This is a genomic window from Pseudoalteromonas luteoviolacea NCIMB 1942, from assembly GCF_001625595.1.
In the GTDB taxonomy this organism is placed as follows: domain Bacteria; phylum Pseudomonadota; class Gammaproteobacteria; order Enterobacterales; family Alteromonadaceae; genus Pseudoalteromonas; species Pseudoalteromonas luteoviolacea_A.
This window is the reverse complement of sequence record NZ_AUXT01000173.1, coordinates 19,749-32,677: the sequence shown is the minus strand read 5'-3', so window position 1 is coordinate 32,677 and position 12,929 is coordinate 19,749. Positions and strand designations below refer to the sequence as shown.

At 42.0% G+C, this 12,929-nt stretch carries 7 protein-coding genes; 6 read left to right on the top strand and 1 reads right to left on the bottom strand.

Annotated features, from left to right (window positions below; translation table 11 throughout):
• Window positions 1-36: 36 nt before the first annotated feature.
• Window positions 37-522, bottom strand: coding sequence for a hypothetical protein (locus tag N482_RS14520; protein WP_063377720.1), 486 nt, complete (start codon window positions 520-522; stop codon window positions 37-39).
• A 165-nt stretch (window positions 523-687) separates the two neighbouring features.
• Here N482_RS14520 and N482_RS14515 point away from each other — a divergent pair, with 165 nt between their 5' ends.
• The 6 genes from N482_RS14515 (at window position 688) to recD (ending at window position 12,912) form a co-directional block, all read left to right on the top strand.
• Entirely contained in the window at window positions 688-1,770 is a 1,083-nt protein-coding gene (locus tag N482_RS14515; RefSeq protein WP_063377770.1) for a 5-methyltetrahydropteroyltriglutamate--homocysteine methyltransferase, read from the top strand.
• Window positions 1,771-1,867: 97 nt separating this feature from the next.
• Entirely contained in the window at window positions 1,868-2,848 is a 981-nt protein-coding gene (locus N482_RS14510; RefSeq protein ID WP_063377719.1) for a sensor domain-containing diguanylate cyclase, read from the top strand.
• A gap of 228 nt (window positions 2,849-3,076) precedes the next feature.
• A complete protein-coding gene (locus N482_RS14505) occupies window positions 3,077-4,105 on the top strand; it encodes a GGDEF domain-containing protein (protein WP_063377718.1) in 1,029 nt (342 codons plus the stop codon).
• Window positions 4,106-4,212: 107 nt separating this feature from the next.
• On the top strand, window positions 4,213-7,509 hold the full coding sequence (recC, locus tag N482_RS14500) for an exodeoxyribonuclease V subunit gamma (RefSeq protein ID WP_063377717.1): 3,297 nt from the start codon (window positions 4,213-4,215) through the stop codon (window positions 7,507-7,509).
• Window positions 7,496-11,029 carry an exodeoxyribonuclease V subunit beta gene (gene recB, locus N482_RS14495; protein ID WP_063377716.1) on the top strand — a complete coding sequence of 1,178 codons (3,534 nt, stop codon included), beginning with the start codon at window positions 7,496-7,498 and terminating at the stop codon, window positions 11,027-11,029. Before recC ends, recB begins: the two co-directional genes overlap by 14 nt.
• Window positions 11,029-12,912: an exodeoxyribonuclease V subunit alpha gene (gene recD, locus N482_RS14490; protein WP_063377715.1), complete on the top strand. Its 1,884-nt coding sequence runs from the start codon at window positions 11,029-11,031 to the stop codon at window positions 12,910-12,912. The genes recB and recD overlap by 1 nt, the downstream gene beginning before the upstream one ends.
• Window positions 12,913-12,929: the final 17 nt, after the last annotated feature.

Below are 12,929 nucleotides of genomic sequence, written 5' to 3'. Positions count from 1 at the left end.
ATCTGTGGGCCTAAATTTATAGGCCCATCCTATAATTTATTTTGGTCTTCGGATAACTATCACTGGGTCGATGGGTGCTGTGTGTTGCAATTCAAGGTTGCTGTCGTCAGTGACTATGTCTATCTGTGTTAACAAAAAGTTAAATCTGGCTTCAGCTGCGGTCGTCACTAACTCTTTCTTCGATACGTTCACTGTACATGTTGTCTTATCAGTGGAAAGTTCATATGAAAACTTTTGCGTAGCCGGGTTGATGATAAGGTCAAACAATGGCAGTGAGTCAGAAAATCTAAAGCCTTTCTCATGTATAGTAAATACCAATGTGTACTCTTGAAGTTCCGCCTCTTGTTCTATGATGATAGGCTTTTCTACATAATTCACTGCTCCTGCATTTCCACCGACTTGTCTATAGATAACCCAGGTGGAAGTAGTCTCTAATTTATCCTTGTCTTGGCCTGGTATTATTACTTCTTGCTCTGACTTTTCTTGTAAAATATCGAAATAGAATGTATTTGGCGCATCCATTTTAACTCCTTTTCAAATTTGCATTGTATGGTTTAACTACGTTGAGACATTGAAGGTAAAGTTAGCACAAGAATGTATTACAGCGTATTACACTGCAACGCCGCAAAGTCCATATTGTTTTGTGCTGCTATACTTACATTAGACTCCGTTGTGATTATTTCAAGAATGAAACTAGACAAAATCCCATCTGAACAAATTGGTTCTATTCCTCGCACTGATGAGTTGATTAAAGCGTATCTAAACTATTGTGAGGGCAGGTTAACCTATAGTGAACTGAATAAAATGGCAGAAAAAGAAACTTCACAGGTAATGCATGAATTAGAAGCATTAGGCTGTGAAGTACTTAGTGATGGTGAACAACGAAAGTTTGATGGGTTTGCGCACTATTGTCTTCATCACTCGCCGCGTTTTGGTCCAGAGGGGCTGGTAGTTGATTTTTCGGATGGGCATAAGCGATTATTTGCTCCTCACCTATGTAAAGCACCATTTAAGTATGAGCACACAGCAGATGAATTTCTGGCGTTTGCAATTAAGCAAACGTCCAAGCCAGTCAAACAAGCTGTGATTTCGCCGTCAATGCTAAGCTTGGTTTATCCTCCCAATGGGCTGGAGGGATATAGCCATCAACAGTTCATAAATGACTTAATTAAGGAACATGTTTCTGAAGTAAAAAGGTGTTTGGCACTCGGGGCGCATAAAGTGCAAATTGACTTTACAGAAGCAAGGTTATCTTTAAAGCTTGACCCTTCAGGTGGTATGTTACAATCATTTGTTGACCTAATTAACACATGTTTAGCGGAGTTTAGTAGATCAGAGCGACAGCGCATTGGCGTGCACACGTGCCCTGGCGCTGATATCGATGCGACACACAGTGCAGAGATAGATTACAAACATTTATTGCCAACATTATTCAATATCAAAGCGGGCTGTTTTTATGTTGCTTTGAGAGGGGAGCAAGAGCCTAAAAAAGTGTTGCGATTATTAGGCAGTATTATTAAACCCTCACAAAAAGTTTTTATAGGCGTTACTAACCCCATAGATCCCAATATAGAAACCGCAGAAGACATTCGAGATCTTATTTTAATGGCTGCAAACTTTATTCCCGTGTCTCAGCTTGGCACGACGGATGATTGTGGTTTTTCTCCATTTGCTGACGATATTTCGACTGCCAGAGGTATTGCATATCAAAAAATCAGTGCGAGGTTGGCTGGTACTAAATTGGCTGAACAGGTTCTTTCGGGTAGGTAGTGGGGTTGTTTATGGCCAGATGTTATACACGTAAGTCAGTTATGCTGTGCTGGATAGATAAATGTCAGGTTTTATCGTTTAGCCATATGTGGTGTCTATGAGCGACGAGTCATTGAAGCAGCAAATTGAATTGCTGGAGCAACAAATTCTTGATTTGGAGATGGAGAATCATCAGCTATCTCAAATGGTATCGGCCTCAAAGCTGGAAAATCATAAACTGAGAGAAATCCAGAAGTTAGCGAAAGTCGGTACATGGAGCTTAAATCACTTGAGCTATAAACTTACATTGTCTGAAGAGCTTCAAATTCTGTTATTAGGTGGAGATACCAAAACCAAGGTGCTTAGCTGGGATGTTTTTCTTGATTTGATTATCAGTGAACACAATAACAATATCGCACGGTCTATCACTGAGGACGTTATTCTCGGCGGACAAAAAAAAGTGTTTGAGCATAGTATTAAAACACCAGATGGCCAAACTCGATATATCAAACATTTCTGTGAGACTTTTTACAATTCGATTGGGCAACCGCTTAATTCAGTTGGCCTAATGCAAGACGTTACGGATGAAAAAAGTAATGCAATGCAATTGGAGTTGTTATCTGTCACGGATGATTTGACTGGCCTTTATAACAGACGAAAAATGAATGAAGTGCTCGTTAGCCAACATGATATCGTGCAGCGTTATCAAAGTGATTGTTCTGCAATCTTGTTGGATTTGGATAGTTTTAAACAATTTAACGATCTATTTGGCCACCAGACCGGAGATATCGTGCTGACCTCTGTTGCAAATATGATGAGTAGCCATATGCGTAGCGCAGATATTTGTGGTAGATGGGGAGGTGAAGAGTTTTTAATTGTGTGTCAAAACACAGCATGTGAACAAGCTGCTGTTGCTGCCGAAAAGCTAAGAAGTGTATTGGCAGCCATTGAGCTCTCGTGTGCTAAACAAGTGACAGGAAGCTTTGGTGTTGCACAAATTGTTAAAGGAGAAGAGCTAGTGGCGTTCTTGCAAAGGTTGGACAAAGCGTTATACCGGTCAAAAAATAGTGGTCGCAATAAAGTAACTGTGTGTAATTAATCTTTTCTGCATAAAGGCGCTCTGCTGGGGTATTTAAGGCAATATGGAATTTTCAATTGCTGAACATAGAAAAGTGGCTAATAATTAAACATAATGCGTTGAGCGTGAAATTTCACTGAACCCAGGAAGGCTGGGCCGATACGCCTTACTTCTGGTTTCATATAGAGTGCAGACTAGTGGTTTTAAAACTCTGGTTGCGTAAGACAACAAGTACCTTATGGGCGTGTGATGCAAGAAGAGTTGTTAAATTCAGTAATTAGAATTACCAAAACGAGAGATATCGACTCATTAGAATATAGCTTACTGTCCACGATACAGGAATTTATAGTGTGTCAAAGTATCTCGGTATACAAGACTATCAGTGGCAATGAGCCATGTAATGTCGAACGCAGTTTATCATTAAATGTACGAGACGTTGGAGAGTACGAGTGGCTAGACCGAGAAGTCATTGATATGCCACATAGAGAGCTTAGTTCGTGTTTACAGTCCGCGTGCAGCATCACGATGCAAGATCCCTCCGGAACAGAAAGGCGCTGGTTACCGATTGTTATCCATGACACCCCCGTTGGTGCCATCGAAGTGGAATGTGAAGGGTTGGATAGCGCGCAGCAAGTAATGTTGAATGCGTTTGTGCGTATTTATGAAAACTACTTAACTATCCTGCGTGAAAATGAAAGGGACAAATTAACAGGTCTGCTGAATCGGCAAACATTCGATAAAAAGCTTAAGCAGCTGCTAGAAAAGCAGATGATTGAGCAAAATAGATCGATTAGAGACGGTAAAGATCTTCGCTCCCAACATCAAGGTGCAACGTCTTGGTTAGCGATGATTGACATTGATCACTTCAAAAATGTGAACGACACATATGGACATGTTTGCGGTGACGAAGTGCTGCTGATCTTAGCACAGCGTATGCAGGACTTTTTTCGCTCTACGGATCTGTTGTTTCGGTTTGGTGGCGAGGAGTTCGTTATTGTGTTTGAACCGGTAGATTACAACTCCATCAAGGATAAAATGAGTAAATTTCTCAATTTGGTGCACCAAACACAGTTCCCTTTTGTTAAGCAGTTAACTGTCAGCGTGGGATTAGCCCGAATAAGCCCATATGACTTTCCAATTAACGTGCTAGAAAATGCCGACAAGGCACTTTATTTTGCGAAAGAGCATGGTAGGGATCAAGTGAGTTTTTATGAGGAGCTGGTTTCTCGTAAACAGGTTACAAACCATATTGAGAGCAGTGATATCGATTTGTTCTAATGAGTCGATATTACGCCATCAATACGACGTTATTTGATTATTTTACTGTTCTATCTTGGACATTTTTTTTAAACTGTTGATCCTTGTCTATTTCCAGCTAAATTCTTATGTTGCATATAATTCAGTCTAACCGTATGGAAGCGCTGCAAAGCCAATTTAATACGGTGATGAAAACAGCGCCGCTCGATGATCCATTTCAACAAGAAATTGTGCTGGTGCAATCACCTGGGATGTCTCAATGGCTTAAAAATGGCTTGAGTACAAGTGTGGGAGTTGCTGCACAGATAGATTTTCCGCTACCGCTCAGTTTTATATGGCGCCTATATCAGCAGTTTTTACCTGATGTGCCAGCTGAGTCGCCTTACAACAAAGCCAATATGACGTGGAAGTTATTCAACATTCTGCCCACGAAACTTCTTAAATCAGAATACTCAGCTTTGGCCAATTATTTGGGGCTAGACGCAAATGATGTGTCTGAGTTAGATACTGATGAGCTAGATGGACTAAAGCTGTTTTCACTGTGTGAGAAAATTGCCGACGTCTATGACCAATATTTGATGTATAGGCCGGATTGGTTGGCTATATGGGGATCTGGAGAAGATAAGTTAACTGATGTTGATGTAACGATCGCAAATTGGCAGCCTGATTTATGGCGCGCGCTGCTTTCTCATACGCAACAGCTGGGGCAAAGTGCCTACAATCGCGCAAACATGCACGAGCAATTAATTACAGCACTGACAAATGCGCGAGCTGAAGAGTTGCCAGAGCGAATTTCTATTTTTGGTTTGTCGGCTATGCCTACAAGTCAGCTTGAGGTTTTTCAGGCATTGGGCAGCAAAACCGAAGTATTACTGTTCTTTTTTAACCCCAGTGAGCATTACTGGGGAGATTTGGTAGATGAAAAAACACAGGCGAAGATTAATGCAAAATTTGCCAAGCGCCCATCTATTGATGCTCAAAATGACCAAGAGCAAGACTACTATAATGTCGGTAACCCTTTGTTGTCCTCTTGGGGGAAATTAGGGCGAGATTATCTTGAGCAATTACTACAACTAGATGCACGATGGCTTGATGGATTTGTAGAGGACTTTACAGACAGTCTATTGTCTAAAATACAGGAAGAAGTTTATCAACTGGCATTTAAAGGCGAATCGCTGCAGGCAGATCCAAACTGGTTTGTAAATGATGAAGGTAAAATTGCTATCAATTTAGATGACAATAGCATTAGGTTACAAGATTGCCATACTCCTTTAAGAGAAGTTGAATGTTTGCACGATCATTTGTTGGGGCTATTCAATCAGCATCCTGATTTAACACCCAAAGATGTGATTGTGATGATGCCAGATGTAGGACGTTACAGCCCTTACATTGAGGCGGTTTTTGGCAGTGCACAAGAAACACGCAAAATTCCTTTTGCGTTGGCTGATATGGCGATTGAACAAGAAAAGCCTGTATTAACCTCTTTTGTCACCTTAGTTAATTTGCCTTTCAGCCGATTTGGGGTATCGGATATTTTGGATTTATTAGGTGTGGAGGCCATTGCAAATCGCTTCGAAGTTGAAGAGCGGGAGTTTGAGCAGATTAAATATTGGTTGGAGCAGGTGGCGATTAAGTGGGGTTTGGATGCAAGTAATAAAGCAGAGCATGGCTTACCTGAAATCCCTCTAAATACCTGGTTGCATGGTCTTAATCGCCTGTTATTAGGTATCGCAAGTGCACGTGAGGATATTGCTTTTGGAGATGTATATCCAGCTGATTTAGTTGAAGGAATGGCAATTAACACTTTGAGTAAGTTAGTTGCATTTACTGAGGCGCTCAATGTAGCAAAAACAAATCTTAATCGTCCTGCGAACTTGGCTCAAAAAGCTGAGTTGTTAAAGCAGTTAATTGGTGAATTTTACCATCAAGAGGCTGAACAAAGTTGGGACTTGATGTTGCTTACTAAACTAACTGACACTTTACAAAAACATTTTGAAAATGGGGATATGTCAGGGGTTGTTGAACCGCGCGTTTTGGCATATTTAATAAAGCAAGGAATTCAGGAAAAAGGTGTCGGACAGCGTTTTCTATCAGGGGCCGTTAATTTTTGTACACTGATGCCAATGCGCGCCGTACCGTTTAAGGTAGTGTGCTTGCTAGGTATGAATGATGCGGATTATCCTCGGCAAGTGCAGCCAATTGGGTTTGATTTAGTCCCCAACTCGACACGCCGAAAAGGTGACCGTTCACGAAAATTGGATGATAGGTATTTGTTTCTGGAAGCACTATTGAGTGCTCGACAACACTTTTATATCAGTTTTATTGGTCGATCATGTTTCAACAACGAGGTACAAGTACCTTCAGTGTTAGTGAGTGAGCTGTTTGAGTATATTGACCGAAGCTTTTACTACCCAGATAGTGCGATTAAACCAAGCATAAATCTGAAACTGTATGCGCCGCTCCAACCGTTTAATCCTATTCACTACACAAAAGGCTTGCAGCACAGTTATAACCCAAACTGGCTGTTATCATTTGAAGCGCAAGCATCGACACCCGCTTCGCCTATTGAGTGCCTATTACCAGATGAGTTAGAAATCAATCAATTGATGCGAGCTTGTATTGCGCCACAAAACTATTTTTATCTATATTGTCTGGGGGTAAAAATAAACCCCGTGGCTGAATATCAAGACGACTCAGAACCTTTTGCATTAGACCCACTAACCAGATACCAGTATTTACAAGAAATTGTCGAGTGTAGCTTGAATAATTCACCGATTAAGGCTGCACAAGTCTTGCAAAGGGGTGAACTTGGACAAGCGTTTATCGGTGAAATCCAGTTAGAGTCTCTTCAGCAACGTGTTTTACCTATGGTAGGAATATTAAAGTCACACTTAACGGACTTGCGTGCACCGGTTGAAGTTTCATTAGAAATTAATGATGTAAAACTGGTCGGCTGGCTAGATAAACTGACGGCTACTAAACAAGTGTTCTATCGTCCGGCCAGCATTAAAGCAAAAGATAAAATAAGGGCGTTTTTATGTCATTTGCTGGCGAACTTAACAGTTTCAGCAATGCCAACGGTGGTTATTGGGTTAGATGAACAAGTGACTTTTGAGCCAATTGACAGCAAGAGTGCTGAGCGGCTACTTTACGAATGGGTTGATTTTTATAAACAAATAATAACTCGGCCAGTTCCATTCTTTCCTGCCACGAGTTATGCGTTTGCCAGCAGCGATGATTTGAGTAAAGCACAAAGTAAATTTGCTGGTGGGCAGTATGTTGGTATTGGTGAGTCAGAAGACCCGTATGTGGCGCTTAATTTTAGCGCGCTTGAACCTTGCCTTGAAGAGTTTATGTTATTAAGTAAATCTATTTTAGGCCCCATGATAGCACTTGAACAGGAGGCTCACCATGGAGATGCTTAATCCGCTTTCCATGCCGTTGCATGGCCATAATTTAATCGAAGCGAGTGCCGGTACGGGCAAAACATACACGATTACGGCTTTGTATTTACGTTATTTATTAGGGCTTACTGGTAAGGACCAAGAAGCGGTGCTTGGGGTTGAGCAAATCTTGGTTGTTACCTTTACCGAGGCGGCAACGCAAGAAATCAAAGACCGAGTTAGGGCGAGAATTATTGACGCGAGAGACGCCTTGTTAGGCGCCCCTTGCGAAGATCCGATAATTACAGCGTTGTTATCGCGGGTAGAAGACAAGCAAAAAGCGTTTACGTTACTTGATGCTGCTGCAAAGTCTATGGATGAGGCAGCGATTTTTACTATTCACGGCTTTTGTCAAAGGATGTTAAAGCAACATGCCTTTGAGTCTAGGTTGAGTTTTAACTTGGAATTTATTCTAGACGAAACCGAACTAATAAAAACGGCCATCGAGGATTATTGGCGCAGGTTTTTATACGCATTAGATAAGGAACAAACGGCGCTTGTATTGGAGCAGTTTGCTCATCCACAAAGTTTAATGAAAAAGTTGTTGCCACTTTTGAGCAAATCGAGTGCAGTATTAACGCCACAAGTAAAATTGGAGGATGTGTTAACTGCGAGAACACAGTATCAGCAACGCGCTATGCAGTTTAAAATCGCACTGCGAGAGTCTGACTTTATCGGGTGTTTAGAGAGCTCCGCACTTGCTAAAAATAAAGCGCCAGGACGAAAAGGAAATATTCAGGCATTGGCCGAATATAGTGAGTCGGATCATTGGTACTTTGAATTTGGTAGTAGTGGGCATTCATTTTCTTTGTGGGGCAGTGCTCAGCTAAGTGACCCGAAAAACTACAAAAAGAACGCAGAACTAATCAGCCATTCAATAGTTGCCCAATTTGATGAAATGGCGACTTTACATCACAAAGTTAAGCATTTGTTTCCCATCGCATTGTTGCAGCATGCCCTAGAGCATGTAAAAGTCATTTTAATGCAACATAAACAAATGCAGAGTACGATTTCTCCTGATGATTTGTTGAGTAACTTATTCCAAGCGTTGCGATCAGACGTAGGCGAAGACTTAGCGAACAAAATTGTTCAGCAATACCCAGTTGCACTCATTGACGAGTTTCAGGATACAGATCCGGTTCAATACGGAATTTTTAGCACTATTTACCGAAATAGTGAAAGCAGTGGGTTAACAATGATAGGTGACCCTAAACAGGCGATTTATGGCTTTAGAGGGGCTGATATATTCACATATATTGGTGCTAAGCACGCTGTTGAGCAAAGCCGGCACTTTACATTAGCTAAGAACTATCGCTCAGCCAAAACGGTTGTAGAAAGCGTAAATACTATTTTTACCCAGCATGACAATAGTTTTATATTTAATGATGCCATCCCATTTTATTCAGTAGATGCGCAGGACAAACCCGCCGATAAAAGTTTATCAATAGAAAGCGATTCACAGAGTGTATTGCGATTTTGCGTCTATGACAACGCGGGGGAAATTGCAAGCAAAGCACATGCATATCCGATGTTGGCAAAAATTTTTGCGACAAAAATAGCGGCCTTGCTCGCCAAAGCAAAAGATGGCCAAGCACATATTGGTGGTGAACCTGTAAAAGCCGCTGACATTTGTGTCTTGGTACGGGACAGAAACGAAGCCCGTGTAATGAAGCAGGCTTTAAAAACGACTGGTGTGAGCGCTGTATATCTTGCACGGGATAGTGTTTTTGGACAACCAATCGCAAATGCCCTGAGTCAGTTTTTACATGTGCTACATGGCTCCTATGATGAAGCTGCATTACGAGGTGTGCTTGCAGCACCGCTTTTCTCGCTAGATTACGATCAAATATTCACTCTGTCTCAAAATGAACAGCAATGGCAAAGCTACTTGGAACTGTTCGCAGAGCTTAAACAGGTTTGGTATCGCAGTGGTGCTATGGCGATGTTAGAGAAGTTACTAGTGCACAATCAATTGGCAGACACCTGGCAGCGCTGTGGTCATGAAGTTGAGCGTTGGTTAACCGACTACCGACATCTCGCCGAGTTATTACAGCATAAGCAAATAGAGTTAGAAGGTACGCAACGCGTGCTTAGGTGGTTAAGCATTCAGTGCTCAGAGTTGACGCTAGATGGTGCGCAGCTGCGATTAGAAAGCGACGCAAATTTAGTGAAAATTGTCACCATGCACGCATCTAAAGGCCTGGAGTACCCGATTGTTTACATGCCTTTTGCGACAGGATATCGAGAGCCTAATGAAGTTGTATATCATCAGGACAACACGTTGGTGGTTGATTTAGAAGCAGACTCAGCTGCGCAAGAAAAAGCAGCCAAGGAACGCCTAGCAGAAGACATTCGCTTACTGTATGTTGCGCTCACACGTGCTGTGCATTTCTGTGAACTTGGTATGTACAATTTGCCGCTAGGAAGAAGCAAAAAAGTCGGGATTAATCAAACAGCACTTGGCTTTGCATTATTTGCCAACACCCAGTTTAAAGGCGCGCAAGATTGGCACAGTGCATTGGACGCAATTTGCGAATCGAATGTTGCCATGTCATTAGAAATCTGCTGTGATGCTGAGCAACACGATTTTGAGCCTGATGAACATGAGCATGTTGAAAAATTATCAGTTAAAGCACAAACTGCGCAGATTGAATGTGATTGGCGTACAACGAGCTTTAGTCAACTGAGTTATTTGTCGCACCATGACGAACGTCCATCTGGTGCGCTAGATGAGCATCATGAGCTTGACCTACCGACACTAAAAAAGACGCCGATAAAGTCACCTTATACGTTTGTGAAGGGAGCAAAAGCGGGTAGCTGTCTGCATGAAATATATGAGCAAATTGACTTTACCAGTGCTCATTCCCCTATCAACTCAGACAAATTACCGCTTCAAGAAGCTGCGGCAGCGTGTTTAGATAAATATCAAATAGATACAGAGTGGTTAGAGTCAGTGTGCAGTTGGGTTGAACACAGCCTTAGTACTCCACTCTCGCCCTGTGGTGAGCTTTCACTGAGTGTATTAAAGCCTCAAGATTGTCTGGTAGAAATGGAGTTTTTCTTACCACTTAAAAAACTTCAATCGAGCAGACTCAACAAAGTCGTGAGTGAGATTACAGGGCAGCCCAGTTTTTTGAGATTTGAGGACGTGCAAGGCATGCTCAAAGGCTTCATTGACCTTATTTTCAGATGGCAGGATAGGTACTACATTCTCGATTATAAGTCGAATTATTTAGGGGACAAAGTAGAAGACTATAACGATGAAAATTTGCACTCAGCGATGTCATCACATCAGTATCACTTGCAGTATTTAATCTACACAGTTGCGTTGCACAGACTGCTCAAATATCGCTTAAAAAATTACAAACCGCATACTCACCTTGGAGGAGTGTATTACCTTTTCCTTAGAGCGCTGCCCGATGGTGGCGGAATTTACTTTAATCAGTTAAAAGAGTCGCAGTTACTTATGCTAGATACCTTGTTTGAGCAGGAGGAAGTGTAATGTCTCAATTTTCTCTGGACTTTAGCCAAAACACTTTCAATGACACACTGTTTCAAGACATCTTATTGGAACAAAACAAAACTAGAGAGGTCGACATTGCATTGGCAAAATTGCTCTGTCAGGGCAATACGGGTGATGTCTTCTATTTGATCTTGCTGTTATTACAAGCTGAGCAGAGTCAAAATAGCTGCTTGGTTTTAGCTGAAGTTGACTGGTTTAACCCCTTTTCATTGCAAAGCGAACTAATTACAGACAACCTAGAACTAACGCCATTTATAGAGCAGGGCAAGGCAATCGCGGCACTTGAGCAACATTCTGCTGTTGGAGAAGGTAAGCCCCTAGTGTTATTTGAAGGTCGGCTATATCTAGCCCGTTTAGCAAACTATGAAACTTATTTAGCTCGGCGATTTACCGCGTTAGCAAATAGGCCCATTTCCATTGAAAAAGATAGGCTGCGTGACCTGCTTAACCATTATTTTCCAGAACAAGACTTGGAATATGTAGATTGGCAAAAGGTTGCGTGTGCAATAGCCGCTTTAAGTGCATTTTGTGTCATTACAGGTGGCCCTGGGACTGGCAAAACGACAACAGTGACAAAACTCTTGGCCATTTTGCAGTCTTTGTACCAAAGTGCTCCTTTGACAATAAAATTAGTAGCACCTACGGGAAAAGCAGCCGCACGATTGGGTGAATCTATTATTGGAGCAAAAGGGCGCTTGTCATTGGGTTCTGAACTTGCCGCGAGAATTCCCGAGCAAGCACAAACCATTCACCGTTTGCTTGGTGTGATCCCAAACAGTAATAAGTACAAACACGATGCTACAAATCCACTACACCTTGATTTGCTCATTGTGGACGAAGCATCGATGGTGGATCTCTCTTTAATGACAAAGCTGGTTGAAGCGTTGCCTGAAGGTGCTCGACTGTACTTGTTGGGTGATAAGGATCAGCTCGCGTCTGTTGATACAGGGTGTATCCTCAATGATTTGTGTGCGGACTTGATACTCGGTAAAAATCCCGCCTATTCTCAAACACGCGCACAACTACTCAATGAACTCTGTTTTCATGGAAGTGCGCAGCTCAGTGGCGCTAAAAGTGCCTATAAGCTTCAAGATGCGATGGCATTCTTACAAAAAAGTCACCGATTCAAAAGTGATAGTGGTATTGGCCAATTGGCTTCGGCAGTGAACAATAATGATCAGCAACATTTAGATTGGGTGTTGCAGCAGGGGTTTAGTGAACTCAGTTTGTTTAACCTGACTAACGATTCTTATTTACACATGATAGAACGTGCCGTGTCTCGCTACAGTGAATATATACAGGCTATGCAGGCGCAACAAAACCCCGAGGTGATTCACGGCCTATTTTCACAGTACCAATTATTAGCTGCGGTTAGAGAAGGCCCTTACGGCGTTAACGAGCTTAATAAGCGTGTGGAGCGTAAATTGGCAGAACGCGGTGTAATATCCCCTTACAGTCGTTATTATGCTGGAATGCCTATTATGATCACGAAAAATGATTACCAACTTAAGCTTTTTAACGGAGATATAGGCATTATATTGCCTGTTGAAGGTGGTCAATTACAGGCAACTTTTATCGATGAACAGGGCTTTTTACGAGTCTTTAACCCAGCACGTTTACCGAGTCATGAATTGGTCTATGTGATGACAATACATAAGTCTCAGGGATCTGAGTTTGATCACACCGCAATGATATTGCCGCCGATACAACGGGCCAGACAAGGGGTTAACAGGCAACTGGTTTATACTGGCGTTACTCGAGCCAAAAGTCATTTTGAGCTTGTTTGCCAGCCACAGGTATTAAGGCTTGCCATGAAAAAGTCCGTGGGAAGAAATTCTGGACTCAGGATGAGGCTAAATTAACGTAAATAACATGTTTT